Source organism: Mesorhizobium sp. B2-8-5, from assembly GCF_006440675.2.
Taxonomy (GTDB): Bacteria; Pseudomonadota; Alphaproteobacteria; order Rhizobiales; family Rhizobiaceae; genus Mesorhizobium.
Window position 1 is genome coordinate 1,178,637 of sequence record NZ_CP083951.1, and the last position, 22,370, is coordinate 1,201,006.

The window sequence follows — 22,370 nt, forward strand, 5'->3', positions numbered from 1 at the left end:
GTCAGTAACATGATAGCCCAGTCCCGCCCGTTTGGCCAGCGCTACGCATTCGTCGTCGTTGCCGTCATCTTCTTCTGCCTTTTGATCGCGGCCGGGCTTCGCTCCGCGCCCTCGGTGATGATGGTGCCGCTGGAAGAAAGCTTCGGCTGGCGCCGTGACGTGACCTCCTGGGCCGCCAGCGTCGGCATCCTGCTCTACGGCCTGACCGGGCCGTTCGCCGCGGCGCTGATGGAGCGCATTGGGCTGCGCCGCACGCTGCTCGGCGCGCTAGTGGTGATGTCCGGATCGACCGCGCTCAGCCTGTTGATGACTGAGCCCTGGCATCTTTTCCTCACCTGGGGCGTGTTTTCCGGCATCGGTTCGGGCGCGGTGGCGAGCGTGCTGGGCGCCACCATCGTCAACCGCTGGTTCAAGACCAATCGCGGCCTGATGATGGGGCTGATGTCGGCCTCCAGCGCTACCGGCATGCTTATCTTCCTTCCGGTGATCGCCTCGCTGGCGCAGAGCGGCGGCTGGAAGCCGGTGGCGATCGCCGTGGCGATCGCGACGGCGGCCCTGATCCCGTTCGTCCTGCTGCTGGTGCCCGAGCGCCCCGCCTCGATCGGCCAGGTGCGCTACGGCGCCGATGCCGACGACGTGCCGCCGGTGTCGCCCGCATCGCAGGGCAATTTCCTTGCGCATACGCTGAACACGCTGCGCCGGGCTGCCGGCACGCGGGTGTTCTGGTATCTGTTCGCCACCTTCTTCGTTTGCGGCTTCACCACCAACGGCCTCGTCGGCACGCATCTCATCGCCTTCTGCGGCGATATGGGCATCGGCGAGGTGCAGGCTGCCGGACTGCTGTCGATGATGGGCATTTTCGACCTGATCGGCACCACGCTGTCCGGCTGGCTCACCGACCGCTTCGATCCGCGCAAGCTCCTCGGCGTCTATTACGCGGTGCGCGGCCTGTCGCTGATCTACCTGCCTTATTCAGGCTTCTCGGCGACCAGCCTGGTCATCTTCGCCGTGCTCTACGGGCTCGACTGGATCGCCACCGTGCCGCCGACGCTGAGGCTTGCCAACGAGGCGTTCGGCGATCGCAGCGGACCGATCGTGTTCGGCTGGATCGTCGCCGGCCACCAGGTGGGCGCCGCGGCGGCCGCCGCCTTCGGCGGCACGATGCGCGAGCTGCAGGGCAATTACGAGCTGGCGTTCCTGATTGCCGGGATGACCGGGATCGCGGCGGCCTGCATCTCGTTGCTGATCAACACCGACAGGCCGGCTTTCGAGCCGGAGGCGCAGGCGGCTTGAGGCATGTCGATATTCGGGTGAGGCCGGCCTGCAAACAGCAGTCTCCTACGCTTCCGGTGCTCACGCACTTTGAGTACGCTCCGCTCCGGTTCTCGGAGACCGCCGTTTTCGGCTCGTCCTGACCCGAATATCGACACGGCTCCCGGCGCAGGTTTCCCGTTCTCCACAAAGGGAGACGGGGAAAGATGAACTGTTATCAAAACTTCATGGTTCCGAAATGCGCCTGAAACATTGAGGCGAGAGCTTGGCGGTCCCGTTCAACGCCATCCGGAGACAGCCATGAACAAGCTTTCGTTGACCCGCCGCGCTTTCGTCACCTCGGCCAGCGCCTTCGGCCTTGTCGGCGCCTCCGGTCTCGCGCTGCCATATTATTCCCGCGCCAGCCAGCGCCCGGCCTTCACGCATGGCGTCCAGTCCGGTGACGTCGACGCCACCTCCGGCATGGTGTGGACCCGCACCGACCGTCCGGCGCGCGTCATGTATGAGGTGTCGACGACCGAAAGCTTCGCCAATGCGACCCGGCTCGCGCCGCTCGACACCTCGCCGGCCAGCGACTACACGGTGAAGCGGCTGCTCACCGACCTCGCCTCGGACCAGGATATCTTCTACCGCATGGTGGCCGCCGATCTCTCCGATATCAACGCTGTCTCCGAGCCGATCGTCGGCCGCTTCCGCACCGCGCCGTCTTCGAAGCGTGATGTGCGCTTCGCCTGGTCGGGCGATACGGCCGGCCAGGGCTGGGGCATCGACGAGACCGGCATGAAGACCTATTCGACCATCGCCAAGCACACGCCGGACTTCTTCCTGCATTCCGGCGATACGATCTATGCCGACGGCGCCTTGAAGGACGAGGTCGACCTGCCCGGCGGCGGCAAGTGGAAGAACGTCGTCATGCTCGACGGCAAGCGCAAGGTCGCCGAGACGCTGGACGAGTACCGCGACCAGTGGAAATACAACATGATGGACAAGCATGTGCTTGGCCTGTCGGCCATCTGTCCGACCTTCTACCAGTGGGACGACCACGAGGTGCTCAACAACTGGTCGGATTCGAAGGACCTGACGGCCGACGACCGCTATCACGAAAAGTCGATCCATGTGCTGGCGGCCAGAGCGGCGCGTGCCTTCCACGAGATGACCACCATCCGCTACGAGCCGTCGGAGCCAGGCCGCGTCTACCGCAAGATCTCGCATGGGCCGCTGCTTGACGTGTTCTTCCTCGACATGCGCTCCTATCGCGGCCCGAACGGCCCCGACATGGAAGAAACGCTGACGCCGAAGTCGCGCATGATCGGCGAGGAGCAGTCCAAGTGGCTGAAGCGCGAGCTGGCCAACTCCAAGGCGACTTGGAAGGTCATCGCCGCCGACATGCCGCTCAGCCTCGTCGTCTGGGACGACGCGGCCAAGAAGGTCGGTTTCGAGGCCGTCAGCAATAACGACAATGGCGCGCCGAAGGGCCGCGAGCTCGAATTCGCCGACGTGCTGCGCTTCATCAAGAATGCCGGCATCACCAACACGGTGTGGCTGACCGCGGACGTGCATTACACCGCGGCGCATTACTACAACCCCGACAAGGCGCAGTTCCAGGATTTCAATCCGTTCTGGGAATTCGTCTCCGGCCCGATCCATGCCGGCACCTTCGGCCCCAACGACCTCGACATGACCTTCGGGCCGGAGTTGAAATTCATCAAGGCGCCGACCGCCGAACAGGGCCAGAATCTGCCGCCGTCGGCCGGGCTGCAGTTCTTCGGCCTGGTCGATATTTCGGGCGCGACCGAACAGCTCACCGTGCGGCTGATGGATCGCGACGACAACGAGCTTTACAAGGTGACGCTCGATCCGGTGCGGTCGGCTTAGGCTGCGTTGATATTCAGGTGATGCCGGCCTGACCTGAATCTCAACACACCCTAGGCGAGCAGCAGCGTCAAAGATCCTGCCGTGGCGTCAAAGCGCTGCGGCGGTCCAGAACCAATTCCAAAATGCAATGAAGAGCGTCAGTCGGGATAGCAAGCCCGCGGAACGTTCGGCCAGACCGCGGTGTCGCAGTTGGCATCCTTCTGGCGCTGCTTGAAGGCGGCGCTGACCGGGCCGGTGACGATCGGGTCGACGCCGTCGGGGGCGTCGGCGAACATCTGCTGTACTGTCCTGGCGTCGGGCGGTGCGATCGGGTCGGCTTCCCGCAGCGCGGCCGCCGACTGCGCGGCGCCTGCCGCTACAAGCACGCCAAGCGCCGCCCACACAAAAACCGGACGCAATCTGGGCATATGATCGGTCATGAACATCGAACTGTCCGGCCCCTCAAAGGTTCCGCCTTGGTTAACAGAATCATTTCACACCAAGACGTTTAAGAATCAGTGACCATCCATTTGGGGTCGTGCCTCCCCTTTCGCAATTGCGAAAAACCTTGTATGAGCCGCGCAACCGAAAAAGGCGGCGCTTTTGGGCCTGCTGCCTGCAACGTTCCCGAGACCAGAAAAATGAACCTCCGCAATATCGCGATCATCGCGCACGTCGACCATGGCAAGACCACGCTGGTCGACCAACTTCTGAAACAGTCCGGCGCCTTCCGCGACAACCAGCGCGTCGCCGAGCGCGCCATGGATTCCAACGACCTCGAAAAGGAACGCGGCATCACCATCCTGGCCAAGGCGACCTCGGTCGACTGGCACGGCACCCGCATCAACATCGTCGACACGCCCGGACACGCCGATTTCGGCGGCGAGGTCGAGCGCATCCTGTCTATGGTGGATTCGGCGATCGTGCTCGTCGACGCCGCCGAAGGCCCGATGCCGCAGACCAAGTTCGTGGTCGGCAAGGCGCTCAAGGTCGGACTGCGACCGATCGTCGTCATCAACAAGATCGACCGTCCGGACGCCCGCCACATCGAAGTGGTCAACGAGGTGTTCGACCTGTTCGCGGCGCTTGACGCCACCGACGAGCAGCTCGATTTCCCAATCCTCTATGGTTCTGGCCGTGACGGCTGGGTTTCGGAAAATCCCGAGGGCCCGAAGGACCAGGGTCTCGCCCCGCTGTTCGACCTGGTCGTCAAGCATGTGCCGGCACCGACCGTCCATCCCGGCCCGTTCCGCATGATCGGCACTATCCTCGAAGCCAACCCGTTCCTCGGCCGCATCATCACCGGCCGCATCGAGTCCGGCACGCTGAAGGCCAACCAGGCGGTCAAGGTGCTGCACCATGACGGCACGCAGATCGAGACCGGCCGCGTCTCCAAGATACTCGCCTTCCGCGGTCTCGAGCGCCAGCCGATCGACGAAGCCCAAGCGGGCGACATCGTGGCCATCGCCGGCCTGTCGAAGGGCACCGTCGCCGACACGTTCTGCGACCCGGCGGTGAGCGAGCCGCTGCATGCGCAGCCGATCGACCCGCCGACCGTCACCATGTCCTTCCTCGTCAATGATTCGCCGCTTGCCGGCACCGAGGGCGACAAGGTGACCAGCCGCGTCATCCGCGACCGCTTGCTGCGCGAGGCCGAGGGCAATGTCGCGCTGAAGATCGAGGAATCGGCGGAGAAGGACTCCTTCTTCGTCTCCGGCCGCGGCGAATTGCAGCTCGCCGTGCTGATCGAGACGATGCGCCGCGAAGGTTTCGAGCTTGCCGTGTCGCGTCCGCGCGTCGTCATGCAGAAGGGCGACGACGGCCAGCTGCTGGAGCCGGTCGAGGAAGTCGTCATCGACGTCGACGAGGAGCATGCCGGCGTCGTCGTGCAGAAGATGTCGGAACGCAAGGCCGAAATGGTCGAGCTGCGCCCGTCCGGCGGCAACCGCCAGCGCCTTGTCTTCCACGCACCGACGCGCGGCCTGATCGGCTACCAGTCCGAATTGTTGACCGACACGCGCGGCACCGCCGTGATGAACCGCCTGTTCTTCGCCTATGAGCCTTACAAGGGCGAGCTGCCCGGCCGCACCAACGGCGTGCTGATCTCCAACGAGCAGGGCGAATCGGTCGCCTATGCGATGTGGAACCTCGAAGACCGCGGCCCGATGATCATCGATCCGGGCGTCAAGGTCTACCAGGGCATGATCATCGGCGTCCATTCGCGCGACAACGACCTCGAAGTGAACGTGCTCAAGGGCAAGAAGCTCACCAACATCCGCGCCGCCGGCAAGGACGAGGCGGTGAAGCTGACGCCACCGATCCGCATGACGCTGGAGCGGGCGCTGGCCTGGATCCAGGACGACGAGCTGGTCGAGGTGACGCCGAAGACCATTCGCCTGCGCAAGCTCTATCTCGACCCGAACGAGCGCAAGCGTTTCGAAAAGGCCGCCAAGGTGATGGGCGCGGCGTAAGCTTCCAGATGAAGTTCAAAGAGGGACCCGGTGCTCCCTCTTTTCGTTTCAGCGGCACGCGGCAGACAAGATAGCGCTGCAATCCGCCTCTCCAGCCAGATCGATGCGCACCGCCAAGCCGTCGCGAACCGGCTTGCGCAAGGCTTTGGCGCCATCCGGTTCGATGGTCAGTCGCCTTCGGTCGTCCAGGGCCTGAAGCCTTGACCGCGAAAGGCCGAGTTCGTCGGCAAGCAGGCGGTCAAGCCGCAAAGGTGTCGTGCCATCGAGACGAAGGTCGAGCGCGAGCGCGACCGCGCGTCCCGGCTCGCCGTCCAGAAACTCCTTTCGGACCGTGACATCGGGAGATTCCTCGATCCGGCCAGTCCGGTCGCGCAGCGCGGCGGCATCGAAAGCAAAGCGGCGCACAAACGCCGGATCGTTGCTTTCGAGCGCCGCAAGCCGTGCCGGCTCGATCTCGCGGCGGTTTTGCCGCTCCAGGATGGTGAAGTTCCAGGCGTTGTCGCAGTCGACGCAGCGATAAATCAGCCAGACGTCGATGCGCTTGCCGTTGGCGTTGACGCGGAATTTTTCGCCGCATCGATACGGTTTGATGCCACCGCAGCGATTGCAGTTGATCAGAGGTCGAGGTGCGATTGCGGGCGCGATCGTCCAGTGGACACGCAAGGTAGACATGCCGGCAGGCCCTTCCCGTCGGGAAGTCCGTCAGGCCGGCAATGTCCGAGATGCCCCTTTTTGTTGAGCATGATCTTTTCCGAAAACCGGGTACCACTTTTCGGCATCATGCTCGTGCGGGCACGGCGTGGCGAAGGCTGGGTGCGTTGGAAGTCAGGCGTCGGCGTGGGTCACACGCGGCGGCTCAGCAATGCCAAACCGGTCTCGAACCGCCGCCTGAAGAACACGTGAGATGAAGCAGACGCGCCAATGGCTGCGCCTGCGGTGCATTCAGAGGAGTTGGCGAGACCGGCGGTTACTGAGGCAAAGTGATGCTCGAAAATGGCTATCGGGGTGGGTCTTCTAACCGCATGGCGTCCAGCCGGCAAGCCGTCCGACTTTCGCCATCCCGGCGGTTGCGCTAGTCTCGTGGGCTCAAGTTCTTCACCACAAGAGGTCCGCCATGCATCTCGCCTCGCTGCTGATCTTCGCCGCCGCTTTGTTCGTCGCCGCCGGCTCGCCCGGCCCGTCGATCGCAGCACTGGTGGCGCGGGTGGTCTCGAAGGGGTTCCGCGATGTCTTCCCGTTCCTGCTGGCGATGTGGATCGGTGAAGCCGTCTGGCTGTCGCTGGCGGTGTTCGGGCTCGCCGTCGTGGCGCAGACCTTCCACTACGCTTTCGTCGTCGTGAAATGGGTGGGCGTCGCCTATCTCGCCTATCTGGCGTTCAAGATGTGGACGGCGCCGGTCGAGGCGAAGGAAGGCGAGATGCCGCGCGAGGACTCGCCCTTGAAACTGTTCTTTGCCGGCATGGCGGTGACGCTCGGCAATCCGAAGATCATGATGTTCTATCTGGCGCTGCTGCCGACCATCATCGATCTTGCCTCGGTCAGCGTTGTCGGCTGGGTCGAGCTGACGCTGACCATGGCTATCGTGCTGGTGGTCATCGACCTCGCCTGGGTGCTGGCCGCTTCGCAGGCGCGCCGGCTCCTGAAGAGCAAGCGCGCCATGAAGATCGCCAACCGCGTCAGCGCCACGACAATGGCGGGCGCGGCCGCGGCAATCGCGGCGCGTTCCTAATGCATGTCGCCCAAAAGTGCACTGCGGTTTTGGGATAACGACATGCATCAAAACGCTTAAGCGCTACATCATCTCGATGATCGGCGCGATCTCGACGCTGAAGGCTGGGTCCATCAGGATCGGGCAATCCTTTGCCTTGGCGACGGCGTCGTCGATGTCCCTGGCTTCGACGATGGTGTAGCCGGCAGTCGGATTGCTGCCGCCATTGTTCTCGATCTTGCCGCTCGGCAGCACCGTCTTCGACATGCCGACCGGATTGCCGCCGTCGACCACGGCCGAGCCGAGCCTGTCGTACCAGCCGGTCCAGGCATCCATAGCCGCTTTCCGTTCGGCGTCATCGGTGGGCATCTTGCCGGAGCCGTGATAGACATAGAGAAATTTCGCCATGTTCTCCTCCCTTGTCGGCGGCGTCGAACCGGCATGCGGCCACGCCGCTTGCGATTATGCGGCTTGTGCCGCAGTCCCGGATATGCGGCTACGCCGCAATCCTGATCATCGGACCAAATGGCGGGATGGGCAACGAAAAATTCGATATTGCTAATATAAAGCCGCGGCCGCTACCGCGCCATGGCGTGGTATTCGCGGTTGGGCCGCATGTCGACCGCGGCGGCCACCCGGTTCGACATGTTGAAGAAGGCGGCGGTCGAGGCGATGTCCCAGATATCGCGATCGGTGAAGCCGGCTTGTCGCAGGGCCGCGCGGTCGGCCTCGACGATCGTGGCCGGCTCCTCGGTCAGCTTGACCGCGAATTCGAGCATCGCTGTCTGTTTCGGCGACAGCTCGGCGGCGCGGAAATTCATCACCATCATCTCGCCGAGCGCCGGTTCGCCCGACAGCTGGCGCACTGCCGCGCCATGCGCGGTCAGGCAATAGAAGCAGTGGTTGATCGAGGAGACGACCACGGCGATCATCTCGCGCTCCAGCTTCGAAAGACCGGAATCGCCCAGCATCAGATCGTTGTACATGTCGGTGAAGGCGCGCAGCTTCTTCTCGTCGAAGGCGTAGGCGGTGAGCACGTTGGGTACGAGGCCGAGCTTCTCCCGGCATTTGTCGAAATAGGCTTTCGTGGCCTCGCTGAGCTCCGCCTGGACAAGGTCGAGCGCGGTTATTTTGCCGGTCATGGTCGTTCTCCTCGCGCGGCGATGGCGTCGGTTCGAATTTTTTAAAGCGTCGTCAAACCTTTGTCGCCAAACCGCAGTCATCTGGCTACCATAGTCGCAAAAGCATGCCACGGGAGGCAATAAGCGTCATGGCCAGCGTGAAATCCAAGCCGAAGAAGAAAGCCGCCGCCGCGAAAGCGGAGGAGAAACCCGCAAGGCTTGCCGACTATCTGCTGGCACGGGCGCCCGCCGAGGACATCGCGTCCTATGACGTGACCGACCTCGAACGCGCCGGCGAACTCGCCGCCCAAGCGGTCGCCAGCCACAGGAAAGGCGAAAGCGTCGTCGCCGTCGAAGCCGATTCGGGCGTCGCCTGCGACGGCCGGCCGGTCACGGTCATCACCGTCGTCAACGACAACATGCCGTTCCTGTTCGATTCCATCCTCGGCGAGATCACCGAGATCAGCGGCGAGCCGACGCTGGTTACCCATCCGATCGTCACCGTCCGCCACGGCAAGGATGGCGTGGTCGAGGTGCTTGGCGATGGCGGCAAGGAGGATGACGACAGGCTGAGTGTCGTCCATGTCCACATTCCAAGGCTGAACGCCGGGCAGGCCAAGAGCCTCACCGAGCGGCTGGGCAAGATGCTTTCCCAGGTCCGGGCGGCCGTCGCCGACTGGAAGCGCATGCTTGCCCGCCTCGACCAGGCGATTTCCGAATTCCGCTATTCGGCGGTGCCGCTCGACAAGAAGAGCGTCGCCGAGGCGATCGCCTTCCTCGAATGGCTGCGCGACGACAATTTCACCTTCCTCGGCATGCGCGAGTTCAAATATACCGGCGGCGAGGAAAGCGGCTCGCTGGAGCGCGCCGAGAAGCCGGGCCTCGGCATCCTTTCGGATCCCGATGTGCTGGTGTTGAGGCGCGGCACCGAGGCGGTGACGACGACGCCGGAGATCCGCGCCTTCCTGCACGGGCCGGAGCCGCTGATCGTCACCAAGGCCAACGCCAAGTCGTCGGTGCATCGCCGCATCTATCTCGACTACATCGGCATCAAGACCTACACGGCGAAAGGCGCGCTCGCGGGCGAGCTGCGCATCGTGGGCCTGTTCACCTCGACCGCCTACACGCGCTCGGTGATGAAGATCCCCTATCTGCGCTCCAAGGCCGAGACCGTGATCTCGAAATCCGGTTTCGATCCGCACGATCATTCCGGCAAGGCGCTGATCAACATCCTGGAAAGCTATCCGCGCGACGAGCTGTTCCAGGTTCCCATTCCTATCCTGCGCAAGCACGCGGTCGCCATACTCGGGCTGATCGAGCGGCCGCGCGTGCGGGCGCTGGTGCGCGTCGACCAGTTCGACCGCTTCGTCTCGATTATCGTTTTCGTGCCGCGCGACCGCTACGACAGCGTCGTGCGCGAGAAGGTCGGCACCTATCTCAAGACGGCGTTCGAAGGCCGGTTGTCGGCCTATTACCCGGCCTTTCCGGAAGGCGGACTGGCGCGCGTGCATTTCATCATCGGCCGTTCCGGCGGCAAGACGCCGAAGGTCGAGCAGTCGACGATCGAGGCGGCGATCCGCGACATCGTGCGCACTTGGGAGGACGCGCTCTCCGAAGCCGCGGAAGCGGCCGGCAGCGATCCGGCGCTGAAGGCGATCGCGGCGCGGTTCCCCGAAAGCTACCGCGACTCCTTCTCGGCCGCCGTGGCGTTGGCCGATGCCGGGCGCATTGCCAAGATCAGCGCCGTCAATCCGATCGCCATCGACTATTACCGCCATGCCGACCAGAAGCCGCAACAGGCGGTTCTGAAAATCTATCATTTCGGCAGCCCGGTGGCGCTGTCGCGGCGCGTGCCGGTGCTGGAAAACATCGGCTTCCGCGTCATCAGCGAGCGCACTTTCGAGGTCGGCGACGATCCGGCCGACCGGGTGTTCATCCACGACATGGAGCTGGAGAACAGCTACGGCGCACGAATAGACCTTGCCGATGGCGGCGCGCTGTTCGAGGACGCGTTCCTGTCGGTCTGGCGTGGCGATGTCGACAATGACGGCTATAACGGCCTGGCCCAGACCGCCGGCCTGTGGTCGGGCGAGATCACCATATTGCGCGCCTATGGCCGCTATCTGCAGCAGGCCGGTATTCCGCAGAGCCAGGATTTCATCGCCGCGGCACTCAACCGCTATCCGGAGATCGCGCGCGGCCTGCATGCGCTGTTCGTCGCCCGGCTCGGGCCGGCGGCGGAGGGCGATGGCGATGGCGCGGTCGCCGCCAAGCACCTCAAGGCCAAGATCAAGGACGCGCTGGAGGAGGTGCCCAATATCGATGACGACACGATCATCCGCCGCTATCTGAACCTCATCGAAGCCTCGCTGCGCACCAATCATTTCGTAGCCGATACGAAAGAGAAAGGGCAGTCGCTGGCGATCAAGCTCGACTCGCAAGCGGTTGAGGGCCTGCCGGCGCCGCGGCCATGGCGCGAAATCTTCGTCTACGGCTCCGAGGTCGAGGGCGTGCATCTGCGCTTCGGTCCGGTGGCGCGAGGCGGCCTGCGCTGGTCGGATCGCGCCCAGGACTATCGCACCGAGGTGCTGGGCCTGGTGAAGGCGCAGCAGGTGAAGAACGCGGTCATCGTGCCGGTCGGCGCCAAGGGCGGCTTCTACCCGAAGAAGCTGCCGATGAGCGCCGGGCGCGACGCGATCTTCGAGGCCGGGACTTCGGCCTACAAGAATTTCGTCTCCAGCCTGCTCTCGATCACCGACAATATCGGCGTCGACGGCGTCATCCCGCCGGCCGGCGTGGTGCGGCGCGATCCTGACGATCCCTATTTCGTCGTCGCCGCCGACAAAGGCACCGCGACCTTCTCCGATACCGCCAACGCCATTTCCGAAAAACACCACTTCTGGCTGGACGATGCTTTCGCCAGCGGCGGTTCGGCCGGCTACGACCACAAGAAGATGGGCATCACCGCCAAGGGCGCCTGGGAAGCGGTGAAGCGGCATTTCCGCGAGATCAACCGCGACATCCAGACCTCGCCCTTCACCGTGGTGGGCGTCGGCGACATGTCGGGCGACGTGTTCGGCAACGGCATGCTCTTGTCGCCGCAGACCAGGCTGATCGCCGCCTTCGACCATCGCGACATCTTCATCGACCCCGATCCGGACATGGCCGCATCGATGGCCGAGCGGGTGCGCATGTTCGCGCTGCCGCGTTCGTCCTGGCAGGACTACGACAAGTCGAAGCTGTCGGAAGGCGGCGTCATCGTCTCGCGCAACCAGAAATCGATCACGCTGCCGGCGGCGGCGGCTGCCGCGATCGGTCTCGCCAAGACGACGGCGACGCCGGTCGAGATCATGAACGCCATCCTCAAGGCGCCGGTCGACCTTCTGTGGTTCGGCGGCATCGGCACTTATGTGCGGGCTTCGGGCGAGAGCAACCAGGATGTCGGCGACCGGGCAAACGACGCCGTCCGCGTCACCGCGCTCGATGTCCGGGCGAAAGTCATCGGCGAGGGCGCCAATCTCGGCGTCACGCAGCGGGCGCGCATCGAGTTCGGCCTGAATGGCGGCCGCTGCAATTCGGACGCCATCGATAACTCGGGCGGCGTCAACTGCTCCGACGTCGAGGTCAACATCAAGATCGCGCTGGCTTCCGCCATGCGCAAGGGCTCGCTGACGCGGCCGGCGCGCAACAAGCTGCTCGCCGAGATGACCGACGAGGTGGGCGCGCTGGTGCTCTCCAACAACTACCAGCAGACGCTGGCGCTCTCGCTGGCGCGCAAGCGCGGCCTCGCCGACATCGCGCACCAGGCCCGTTTCATGACGGCGCTGGAATCGCGCGGCCTGCTCGACCGCGCGGTCGAGACGCTGCCTTCGCCGGCGGCGCTTGCCGAACGCGAGGCGCGCGGCGAGCCGCTGACCAGGGCCGAACTCGGCGTGCTGCTCGCCTATGCCAAGATCGTGCTGTTCTCCGACATCGTCGCCAGCGACGTGCCGGACGAGCAACATTTCGACCGCGACCTGATGGGCTATTTCCCGGAACGCATGGCGAAGAAATTCGCCGGAGAGATCCGCGACCACCGGCTGCGGCGCGAGATCATCGCGCGCGTCGTCGCCAACGATCTGGTCAATCGCGGCGGGCCGTCCTTCGTCAACCGGCTGCAGGAAGCGACCGGCCGCACGGCGGCCGATGTCGTGCGCACCTTCGCGGTGATCCGCGACGGCTTCGCGCTGCCGGCGCTCTACAAGGAGATCGACGCGCTCGATAACCAGATCGACGGCCAGATCCAGCTCGATCTCTATCAGTCGGTCAGCCGGCTTATCTTCGTGACCAGCGGCTGGTCCCTGAAGAACGAAGTGGGCTCCGCGCCGCTGGGGCAGCGCATCGCCGAATTGCAGGACGCGCGCAAGGCGCTCGAACCGAAGCTGGCGTCGCTGCTGCCGGCCTTCTCGCGCGAGCGTATCGAGGAGCGGCGACACGGCCTGTTCAAGGGCGGCGCGCCGGAAAAACTCGCCGGGCAGCTCGCTCTGACCGAAGTGGCCGAGCTGATCCCGGATGTCGCGCTCACCGCGCGCACGGCCAATGCCGACATCGTCAGCGCGGCCAAGGCGTTCTTCGCCGTCAGCGATGCCTTCCGCATCCCGCGCGTCGAGGAGGCCGCGCGCTCGATCATGCCGCCCGACTATTACGACCAGCTGGCGCTGTCGCGCGCGACCGACACAATCGGCGTGGCGCGGCGCGGCATCGCGGTGGCGGCGCTCACCGCGCACGGCACGGCGGCGGATCCGGTCGGGGCATGGCTCGAGGCCGGCGGCGAACGCGTCGCGCGCATCCGCGAGCGGCTGCAGGCGCTGACCGAAGGCGGCGACATCACCGTGTCGCGGCTCTCGGTGGCGTCCGGCCTGATGAGCGACCTGACGGGGATGTGAAGTTCCTCGCCCCTGCCAAAGCGGCTGGTCTTTGGCGATAGCGCGCATGGCAGCTTGGCGCTTGCGTTATCCTATGCTGCGCTGGTCGACCCCCACTCCGTCTCGGCTTCGCCGAACCACCTCTCCCTCGATCGACGGGGTAGAGGAAGGCGCCAAGCTTTTTGCCGTCAATGCTCGTCCAGCAACGCTCCCTTCCTTTCCCTCCGGAGGGGGAAAGGTGGCGCTGCGAAGCAGCGACGGATTGGGGGAACCACCTGGCAATCAAGCCTCGGCCTGATCGGTCACGCCAGAAGATGCGTGCATCGCGTAGCCGCCTTCGTGGGGCGAGGAATTGGCGCCGCGCTTGTTCATTTGCATCGCTGCTTGAAAACATGCAGACATGGCGCCCGATGCGAGCGGTGCCAGGGGAATCAGCATGGTGGCGGTAGAGACAGTGCAGCGGGCATCGGGGCGCGGCATCTGGGGCTGGATGTTTTTCGACTGGGCGGCGCAGCCTTTCTTCACCGTCGTCACCACCTTCATCTTCGGGCCCTATTTCGTCTCGCGCATGGCGAGCGATCCGACCGCCGGGCAGGCCGCCTGGGGCTATGGCATCGCCGCCGCGGGCCTGGTCATTGCGGTGCTCTCCCCGGTGCTCGGCTCGATCGCCGACCAGACCGGGCCGCGCAAGCCGTGGATCGCCTTCTTCGCGACGATCAAGATCGTCAGCCTCAGCCTGCTGTGGTTCGCCGCTCCCGGCTCGAACCTCTTCCTGGTCGTGCTCTTGTTCTCGCTGGCCTCGGTCGCGGCCGAATTCTCCACCGTGTTCAACGACTCCATGATGCCGCGGCTGGTGCCGAAGCAAGAGATCGGCCGGATATCCAACATGGCCTGGGGGCTTGGCTATCTCGGCGGCATGATCGCACTGATCTTCGTGGTGCTGTTCCTGGCGGGCAATCTCGAAACCGGCAAGACGCTCATCGGCCTCGATCCATTGTTCGGACTCGATCCGAAGCTCGGCGAGGACGCGCGCTTCACCGGGCCGATGTCCGCCGGCTGGTATTTCCTGTTCATCCTGCCGATGTTCTTCTTCACGCCGGACGCCAGCAAGGGAATCCCGATCGGCCCGGCGGTGCGCGAGGGCCTGTCCGAGTTGAAGTCTACTCTGGTGGAAGTGCGCCAGCGCAGCGGCATCCTGCGCTTCCTGCTGGCGCGCATGATCTATCAGGACGGCGTCAATGCGCTGCTCGCGCTCGGCGGCACCTTCGCGGCCGGCATGTTCCACTGGTCGATCACCGAGATCGGCCTGTTCGGCATCGTCCTCAACGTCGTCGCCATCTTCGGGTGCTGGATCGCGGCGCGGCTCGATACCGCGCTCGGCTCGAAGCACGTGGTGATGATCGCGCTGGTGATGCTGTCGGTCGCCACGATCGGCGTCGTCTCGACCGGTCCGGGCTTCACGCTGCTCGGCCTGATCCCGCTGTCGACCGCCGATTCCGGCGGCCTGTTCGGCACCGCGGCCGAAAAGGCCTATATCCTCTATGGGCTGCTGATCGGGCTCGCTTTCGGGCCGGTGCAAGCATCGTCGCGTTCCTACATGGCGCGCAGCGTGACTGCCGCCGAGTCGGGCCGCTATTTCGGCATCTATGCGCTGGCGGGACGCGCGACCAGCTTCCTGGCGCCGCTCATGGTGGCGACCATCACCACCATGAGCGATTCACCACGGCTCGGCATGGCGGCGATCATCCTGTTCCTCTGCGTCGGCATGGCGATCCTGGTGGGGACGCCCTATCCGGCGGACAAGCCGAAAGAGATGCTTTGATAATTCTACTCCGCTGGCCGCTTGCCGCGGTTTTCTGCGCTTCCGGTGCTCACGGACCTGAATGTCCGCTCCGCTCCGGTTCTCGAAAACCGCGGCAATCGACTCAGCGGAGCGAATTCTTGAAGCATCTCCGCGCCGAGCCTCAATGCCGGAAGTGCCGCACGCCCGTGAACACCATGGCGATGCCGTGCTCGTCGGCGGCGGCGATGACGTCCTCGTCGCGCATCGAGCCGCCGGGCTGGATGACGGCCGTGGCGCCGGCCTCGATCGCCGAGAGAAGGCCGTCGGCGAAGGGGAAGAAGGCGTCGGAGGCAACCACGGAGCCCTTGGTCAGCGGTTCGGCGAGACCGGCGGCCTCCGCCGCGTCGAGCGCCTTGCGGGCGGCGATGCGCGAGGAATCGACGCGGCTCATCTGGCCAGCACCGATGCCGACCGTGGCGCCGTCCTTGGCATAAACGATGGCGTTCGACTTGACGTGCTTGGCGACGCGGAAGGCGAATTTGAGGTCTGCCAGTTCGGCCGGCGTCGGCGCGCGTTTCGTCACCACCTTCAATTCGAGGTCGTCGACGACCGCGTTGTCGCGGCTCTGCGCAAGCAGCCCGCCCGCGACGGACTTGACCATCGTGCCGGCGGCGCGCGGATCGGGCAGGCCGCCGGTGACCAGCAGGCGCAGGTTCTTCTTCGCGGCGACGATCGCGGCTGCCTCGTCGGTCGCGTTGGGCGCGATGATGACCTCGGTGAAGGTTTTCACGATCTCCCGCGCCGCCTCGGCGTCGAGGATGCGGTTCATGGCGACGATGCCGCCAAAGGCCGAGACCGGATCGCAGGCCAGCGCCTTGGCGTATGCCGCCTTGAGCGTTTCACCCTCGGCGACTCCGCAAGGGTTGGCGTGCTTGATGATGGCGATCGCCGCCGAGCGGGCGGGATCGAACTCGCCGACCAGCTCGAAAGCCGCGTCGGTGTCGTTGATGTTGTTGTAGGAGAGCTGCTTGCCCTGCAGCTGCTTTGCCGTCGCCACACCCGGCCGTTTGTCGCCCGACAGGTAGAAGCCCGCGTTCTGGTGCGGGTTCTCGCCATAGCGCATGACCTGGTCGAGACGGCCGCCGAAGGCGCGCCAGGTCGGGTGCTCGATCTGCAGCGCCTCGGCGAACCAGCCGGAGATCGCGGCGTCATAAGTGGCGGTGCGGGCAAAGGCCTTGGCCGCCAGCATCTTGCGGAAGTCGAGCGACAGCGAGCCGAGGTTCATCTCCAGCGCGTTGACGACGGACGCATAGTCGGCCGGATCGGTGACGATGGCGACATAGGCGTGGTTCTTGGCCGCGGCGCGGATCATCGCTGGTCCGCCGATGTCGATGTTCTCGACGGTCGAGGCATAGCCGGCGCCGGAGCGGCGGACCTCTTCAAACGGGTAGAGGTTCGAGACGACAAGGTCGATCGGCTCGATGCGATGGTCGCGCATGGCCTTGGCATGCTCGGCATCGTCGCGGATGCCGAGCAGCGCGCCATGCACCGACGGATGCAAGGTCTTGACCCGGCCGTCCATGATCTCGGGAAAGCTGGTGAGCTCGGAAACGTCGCGGACCGCCAGGCCCGCCTCGGCGATGGCCTTCGCCGTACCGCCCGTCGAAACCAGCTCGACGCCGGCGGCGGCGAGCGCCCTGGCAAAGTCGATGAGCCCGGTCTTGTCGAAGACGGAAAGCAGCGCCCGGCGCACCGGAACAAGGTCGGGCGCCGGAATGTTTTTTGTGGGCACGGCCATGGACAGGCGGCCTTTCGGAGCTGTTGGAAGGGGACGTTGGCCGGCCCTAGCATATGAGCCCCGGAAATCAAGTGGGTCTGGCATCAGGCGCGCAGCCCGTTCTGCCGGCCAGGCTCAGTTGTTTTCCGGATGGCCGGCGATGCCGGTGCGGGTCAGCTGCCAGTGGACCTCGGCAATCTCCGAGGCCTTGAAGGCAAGCACGATCTGCCGGCTGCGGCGCGGGCCGCTCAGTCCGGCGAAGTAGATCGATTCCTCGACCTCCGGCGCCACTTCGGCGCAGGTGAAAACCCAGGAGTCGCCCTGCGCGGCGGCGAGCGTCAGGCGGTCGTGGTCGTCCTGCAGCAGGCTGATGTCGGGGTGGACGTGGAAGCGCACCGTGACGAAGTCGCGGCCGTTGTTGCGGATCGCGGCATTGCCCGGGCGCAGGAAACGGTCGCGGCCGGCAAGCACGTTGCCGTTCGTGGTCAGCTTCAGCTCGCGCTCATGCAGGAAACCGAATTGCTGGGCATAGCCGTCGTGGCGGGCGACGAAGCCGTGCACGCCCTTCTGGTCGAGGCGCTTGCAGGGCACATGCTGCGGGCCGCCGATCAGCGGCGAGCCCAGCAGGTCGCTGACGCGCAGCGAATGGCTGAAGCGCGCCGACGAGGTGTCGTTGAGCGTGGCGGTCGAATGCGCGGCGGTGGCGCGCGCCAGCGGCCGGAATTCCGGAGCGCCGTAGGTGTCGATGCCGGCATTGACGATGAAGTGCTGGCGCCCGGAGGAGAGTTCGAAGGCAAGGCAGCCGGCGTGCGCGGCGTTGGAGACGTCGACCGGCGGCGGCAGGCCGGTGTCGGCGATCACCGTCACGCCGCCCATCGACAGGCGCTCGTAGCCGGAGTGCGGCGCGTGCAGCAGCGGCGCGCCCACCGTGTCGTCATGGCGCAGGATGGTGGCGATGCGGTCGTGGATGGTGGCGCCCATGCCGTTGAAGCGGGCGAGGCTGCCGTCCTGGTGGCGAAAGAAACGCAGCGCCGGCAACATGCGGTCGATGGCGCCGATCAAGGCCGACGGCGGTGCCTCGGCCTGGTTGGCATAGGTCTGGCGCAACGGCAGAAGATCGGCCAGCAGCTCCAGCACCGCCATCGGCTTGCGCGAGATATGGCCGCCATCGGGCAGGATCTGATGTTCCAGCTCCTCGGCCAGGTTGCGTGTCGCGGCGCGCAGCGCCGAGGCCGGCGCCGGCAAGGACAGCGCGGCGAAGGCAAGCGCGATGCGGGCGCGCAGCCTGGCCTCGCCATCCGGCATCTCGCGCGCCATCGAGCGGAGATAGCGGATCTGCACGGCGAGCGATTTCAGGAAGGCGCGATAGAAGGGGAATTCGGCGCCTTGCAGCACCACCGAGGAATGCTGCAGCCAGGCGATCACCCGTTTGGCCGTCGTGCCCGGCTCCCAGGCGATGCCGGAGATCTGATTGCCGTGCATGGCGATCCAGTCGGTGACGAGCGCCCTGGCGTTGGCGGCGGCAAGCTCGGTGCCGGTGGCGCGCATGTGGCGCAGCCAGCGGAAGCCATGCAGCGATTTCTGCCAGCCGCGATTGGGCACGTCGAGCTGGAAGGGCGATGTGCCGCCGGTCTCGACCAGGTGGCCGGACAGCGGGTAGCGGCCGTAATAGATCTCCAGCGCGATCTGCGGATCGGCGAGCCGCAGATCCGGCGGCGCGATCAGGACACGTTCGGGCGTGCGGCCGGAATAGCGCCAGCGATAGACCGGGCCGGCGCGGAGGCGCCGGCGCGTTTTGCGCCAGAACTCCCTCGCGACAAGCGTCCAAAGACGCGTCGTGCTGCCGGCAACAAGTGCCAATAGCCCTCCTGATGTCCCCATAACCCGAGCACAAGCTTATGCGATTCAAGAACTTATGCGAAGGCGGATTTCGCCGAAGTGAACCAATTCACGCGGCCGCGGCCGGGTCTTCCCTAAAAAAGTCAGCAAGTTTTATGAGATAACGTTTCAATCGGTCCGTCTCATCCGCGCGGCAAAGAAGCCATCCAAGCCCGAAATCCCGGGCGATTCCAGCGCGAGGTCGGCCGGCGTGGTGCGCAATGTGCCCTCCGGCGTCAGGAATGGGTCGATATCGGCAATTTCGCCAGGCCGGATCGGATCGACGTCCACGCCGGGGTTCCCGGCGAGGAAATCGCGATAGAGCTCCTCGCCCTCGATCGGGTCGAGCGAGCAGTTGGAAAAGACGATGCGGCCGCCGGGCCTGACGAGACCGACGGCATGGGCAAGCAGCCGGCGCTGGAGATCGGCGAGCTTTTCGACATCCGCCATGGTCTTGGTCCAGGGCACGTCGGGATGGCGGCGTACCGTGCCGGTCGACGAGCAGGGTGCGTCGAGCAGCACGGCGTCGAACAATTGCGCCGGCCGGTAATCCAGGAGGTCGGTCTGGACGAGTTCGGCGGTCAGGCCGAGGCGCTCGAGATTCTGACTGAGCCGCGCCAGCCGGCTCTTCGAGGTGTCGACCGCGGTCACCTCGGCGCCGGCCAGGATAAGCTGCGCCGTCTTGCCGCCGGGCGCTGCGCACAGGTCGGCGACGCGCTGTCCGCGGATGTCGCCGAACAGGCGCGCCGGCAGGCTTGCCGCGGCATCCTGCACCCACCAGGCACCGTCGGCGAAACCGGGCAGGTCGATGACATTGGCGGAGAGCTTTTCGACACGCACCGTGCCGGTCGGCAGCACGATGCCGCCCAGGCGCTCGGCCCAGAGCGCCGGATCGGCCTTGACCGTGAAATCGACTGGCGCCTCATGGCGATGCGCGGCAAGAATGGCGCGCGCCTTGTCGGCGCCGTAGGCGGCGGTCAGCCGCTGCGAAAACCATTGCGGCGCCTCGCTGGTCGCAGCGAGCGCCGGGGCAAGCTCCGCCTCCTTGGCGCGCGCCAGCGAGCGCAGCACGCCGTTGACGAGGCCGGAGAAGCGCAGTGTTCGCGGATCGGACTTGGCGTGGGTCACGGCAAGGTCGACGGCGGCGCTGTCGGGAACATCGAGGAACAGGATCTGCGCGGCGGCGACGTTGAGGATATGCGAGAGCGCGGTGGCATTGGCCGGCAGCGGCTTTTCCAGGCGCCTGGCCAGCAGCCCGGCAATGGTCATGCGATAGCGCAGCGCGGTGACCAGGATGGCGCGCACCAGCGCCCGGTCGCGGCCGTCCAGCGCCCTGTATTGCGGGTGGCCGTGCTCGTTGTCGGTCAGGCCATCGAGCGGCGTATGCGCGTCGATGACGGCGGCAAGCAGGCGCGCGGCCGCCTTGCGCGCCGCAAGGCCGGCGACGTTCTCGTCGCCATTCTTGTGTTGCGGATTGCCTGGCTGTCCGCGCCTCGGCGGCGTCACGACCAGGGACCCTTCGGCCGGACATTGCGCGGTCCGGTCGGGTTGCGGCCCCAGGGATTGGGCTTTGGCGGCGCCGGCCCAGCCTCTGAGGCCGCGTCTGCCGGCTTGCCCCATGGCCCCGCTGATGGCTCCTCGGGCTGGATGGGCGGCGCGGAAGCCTCGCGCCGATTGGCCGGCGCGGCCTCGCCCATCGCGCGCGCCATCTCCTGCAAGGCGGCGATGCGGTTCTCCGTGTTCGGATGGGTCGAAAACAGATTGTCCATGCGCTCGCCGTGGAGCGGGTTGATGATGAAAAGATGCGCCATAGCCGGGTTGCGCTCGGCGTCCGGATTGGGAATCTGTTCGGCGCCGCGCGCAATCTTGTTGAGCGCCGAAGCAAGCCATAGCGGGTGACCGCAGATCTCGGCGCCGCGCCGGTCGGCTTCGTATTCGCGCGTGCGGCTCACCGCCATCTGCACGATCATCGCGGCGAAGGGCGCGACGATCATCGCCACAAGCACGCCGACGAAGCCGAACGGATTGTTGTTTTCCCGGCTGCCGCCGAGGAAGAAGGCGAAATTGCCGAGCATCGAAATGGCGCCGGCGAGCGTCGCCACGATCGTCATGGTCAGCGTGTCGCGATGCTGCACATGCGCAAGCTCATGCGCCATCACCGCCGCGACCTCTTCATGGGAGAGGCGCTGGAGCAGGCCCGTGGACGCCGCCACCGCGGCATTCTCCGGGTTACGGCCAGTGGCGAAGGCGTTGGGCTGCGGGTTGTCGATCAGATAGGTCTTCGGCATTGGCAGGCCGGCCTGCTTGGCCAGCGCCTGCACGATCGCGTAATATTCGGGCGCGCTCTTCTCGTCGACCTCGACGGCGCGGTTCATCGACAGCACCATCTTGTCGGCGTTCCAATAGCTGAACAGATTGGTGCCGGCGGCGATCAGAAGCGCGATGACCATGCCGCCCGGGCCGCCGATCAGATAGCCGACGCCCATGAACAGCGCCGTCATCGCGGCAAGAAGCATGGTGGTGCGAAGCGTGTTCATCGTTTCATCCGTCTGACGTGGTGGCGGAGGGAGCCAGAGCATCGGACCGAAAAGTGGAATCCGGTTTTCGGAATATTCCGATGCTCATTAATAGGGGTCGATCCTTCTGTCGTCATGGCTATATGATGGGAGAGGCCGGGCTTCGTTTCAATCGGCGGGAGTATCGCATGACCGAAGAGCCAAGCAAAACCGAAGCGGTTGCAACGACCGAAGAGCTGCAAAAGACGCTGGCGCCCGAAGCGCAGCGGGCGTTAGCAGAGGCTGAAGCGCGTCGTCAAAAGTATCGAGCGGCGGAAGCGCAGTTGCCGAAGGAGATCGGCGGCCGCGGCGGCAAGGAACCAGGCCGCTACGGCGACTGGGAAGTCAAGGGTCTCACCAGCGACTTTTAAGCAACGGCACGCTCGGGCGCGAGGGCGATCCAGCCATTGTCGTCCGTCGCGATGGCGATTTCGTCGTAGGAACGGATTGTCGGGTGCGACGTGACGAGCGGGTGGACATGCGTGGCGCTGATCACCATCACCGAGGCGCCGGAAGCCTCGCCCGCCGCTATGCCCGCCGGCGCGTCCTCGAAGACCAGGCAGTCGCGCGCCTCGACGCCGAGACGCCTTGCCGCCAGAAGGAAGCAGTCCGGCGCCGGCTTGCCATGGGTGACGTCTTCGGCGGTCACCATCATGGCGGGAACCGGGATGCCGGCCGCCTTGATGCGCAGCAGCGCCAGCTCGCGCGGCGCCGAGGTGACGATCGCCCAGCGCTCTGGCGGCAGCGATTGCAAAAACGCAACGGCGCCGGGGATCGGGACGATGCCTTCGAGGTCATCCGCCTCGGCCTTGAGCAGCAAATCCGCCTCCGCCAGCGGATCGACACCCGGAAGCCTCAGCGCGGCAATCGTCTCGCGCGCGCGCCTGCCATGGATCGTGGGCAGGAAAGCCGCCACATCGAGGCCATGCCTGTTTGCCCATGCCGTCCACACCCGTTCCGCCGCGGCGATCGAGTTGATCACCGTGCCGTCCATGTCGAACAGGAAGGCGGCGAATTTTGAGCCTGCAAACATCGGATGTCCTGGAG

At 65.5% G+C, this 22,370-nt stretch carries 16 protein-coding genes; 7 read left to right on the plus strand and 9 right to left on the minus strand.

The genetic code is table 11. The features are described 5' to 3' along the window. Positions 1–9 precede the first annotated feature (9 nt). Together FJ430_RS05705 and FJ430_RS05710 are read left to right on the plus strand one after the other, a co-directional pair. Positions 10–1,293, plus strand: a complete 1,284-nt coding sequence (locus tag FJ430_RS05705) for an MFS transporter (protein WP_140647006.1) — start codon at positions 10–12, stop codon at positions 1,291–1,293. Between the two features lie 279 nt (positions 1,294–1,572). Further along, on the plus strand, positions 1,573–3,147 hold the full coding sequence (locus FJ430_RS05710) for an alkaline phosphatase D family protein (protein ID WP_140710965.1): 1,575 nt from the start codon (positions 1,573–1,575) through the stop codon (positions 3,145–3,147). A gap of 137 nt (positions 3,148–3,284) precedes the next feature. Here the strand turns inward: FJ430_RS05710 and FJ430_RS05715 are convergent, their stop codons facing one another. Then, positions 3,285–3,572: a hypothetical protein gene (locus FJ430_RS05715; protein WP_226892086.1), complete on the minus strand. Its 288-nt coding sequence runs from the start codon at positions 3,570–3,572 to the stop codon at positions 3,285–3,287. Between the two features lie 195 nt (positions 3,573–3,767). On the opposite strand from FJ430_RS05715, the gene typA reads away from it, so the two are divergent. Continuing rightward, positions 3,768–5,597: a translational GTPase TypA gene (gene typA, locus FJ430_RS05720; RefSeq protein ID WP_140647004.1), complete on the plus strand. Its 1,830-nt coding sequence runs from the start codon at positions 3,768–3,770 to the stop codon at positions 5,595–5,597. A gap of 48 nt (positions 5,598–5,645) precedes the next feature. Here the strand turns inward: typA and FJ430_RS05725 are convergent, their stop codons facing one another. Next, on the minus strand, positions 5,646–6,269 hold the full coding sequence (locus tag FJ430_RS05725; RefSeq protein ID WP_140710967.1) for a DUF1062 domain-containing protein: 624 nt from the start codon (positions 6,267–6,269) through the stop codon (positions 5,646–5,648). A gap of 442 nt (positions 6,270–6,711) precedes the next feature. Here FJ430_RS05725 and FJ430_RS05730 point away from each other — a divergent pair, with 442 nt between their 5' ends. Further along, positions 6,712–7,326 (plus strand): LysE family translocator, encoded by a 615-nt coding sequence (locus FJ430_RS05730; RefSeq protein ID WP_140704354.1) that lies wholly within the window; start codon positions 6,712–6,714, stop codon positions 7,324–7,326. 63 nt (positions 7,327–7,389) lie between these two features. On the opposite strand, the gene FJ430_RS05735 is transcribed toward FJ430_RS05730, so the two are convergent. After that, positions 7,390–7,713, minus strand: a complete 324-nt coding sequence (locus FJ430_RS05735) for a YciI family protein (RefSeq protein WP_140704355.1) — start codon at positions 7,711–7,713, stop codon at positions 7,390–7,392. 170 nt (positions 7,714–7,883) lie between these two features. Then, positions 7,884–8,447: a peroxidase-related enzyme gene (locus FJ430_RS05740; RefSeq protein WP_140704356.1), complete on the minus strand. Its 564-nt coding sequence runs from the start codon at positions 8,445–8,447 to the stop codon at positions 7,884–7,886. Positions 8,448–8,575: 128 nt separating this feature from the next. Between FJ430_RS05740 and FJ430_RS05745 the strand changes: the two genes are divergently transcribed. Both FJ430_RS05745 and FJ430_RS05750 read left to right on the plus strand, forming a co-directional pair. Next, positions 8,576–13,351: an NAD-glutamate dehydrogenase gene (locus FJ430_RS05745; protein ID WP_140704357.1), complete on the plus strand. Its 4,776-nt coding sequence runs from the start codon at positions 8,576–8,578 to the stop codon at positions 13,349–13,351. A 415-nt stretch (positions 13,352–13,766) separates the two neighbouring features. Next, a complete protein-coding gene (locus tag FJ430_RS05750; RefSeq protein ID WP_226892090.1) occupies positions 13,767–15,152 on the plus strand; it encodes an MFS transporter in 1,386 nt (461 codons plus the stop codon). Between the two features lie 142 nt (positions 15,153–15,294). Here the strand turns inward: FJ430_RS05750 and purH are convergent, their stop codons facing one another. The 4 genes from purH to htpX form a co-directional block, all read right to left on the minus strand. Then, on the minus strand, positions 15,295–16,911 hold the full coding sequence (purH, locus tag FJ430_RS05755) for a bifunctional phosphoribosylaminoimidazolecarboxamide formyltransferase/IMP cyclohydrolase (protein ID WP_140704358.1): 1,617 nt from the start codon (positions 16,909–16,911) through the stop codon (positions 15,295–15,297). A 114-nt stretch (positions 16,912–17,025) separates the two neighbouring features. Then, on the minus strand, positions 17,026–18,771 hold the full coding sequence (locus FJ430_RS05760) for a heparinase II/III family protein (RefSeq protein WP_181175293.1): 1,746 nt from the start codon (positions 18,769–18,771) through the stop codon (positions 17,026–17,028). A 126-nt stretch (positions 18,772–18,897) separates the two neighbouring features. Next, positions 18,898–20,274 (minus strand): RsmB/NOP family class I SAM-dependent RNA methyltransferase, encoded by a 1,377-nt coding sequence (locus FJ430_RS05765; protein ID WP_413467828.1) that lies wholly within the window; start codon positions 20,272–20,274, stop codon positions 18,898–18,900. Continuing rightward, the gene (htpX, locus tag FJ430_RS05770) at positions 20,271–21,305 is read right to left on the minus strand and encodes a zinc metalloprotease HtpX (protein WP_140704362.1); all 1,035 of its coding nucleotides are present in this window, start codon (positions 21,303–21,305) and stop codon (positions 20,271–20,273) included. Before htpX ends, FJ430_RS05765 begins: the two co-directional genes overlap by 4 nt. Before the next feature lie 167 nt (positions 21,306–21,472). On the opposite strand from htpX, the gene FJ430_RS05775 reads away from it, so the two are divergent. Then, complete coding sequence (locus FJ430_RS05775; RefSeq protein WP_140704364.1) at positions 21,473–21,694, plus strand: DUF1674 domain-containing protein; 222 nt, start codon at positions 21,473–21,475, stop codon at positions 21,692–21,694. Here the strand turns inward: FJ430_RS05775 and FJ430_RS05780 are convergent. Further along, positions 21,691–22,356 carry an HAD-IA family hydrolase gene (locus tag FJ430_RS05780; protein WP_140704366.1) on the minus strand — a complete coding sequence of 222 codons (666 nt, stop codon included), beginning with the start codon at positions 22,354–22,356 and terminating at the stop codon, positions 21,691–21,693. The genes FJ430_RS05775 and FJ430_RS05780 overlap by 4 nt on opposite strands. Positions 22,357–22,370 lie beyond the last annotated feature (14 nt).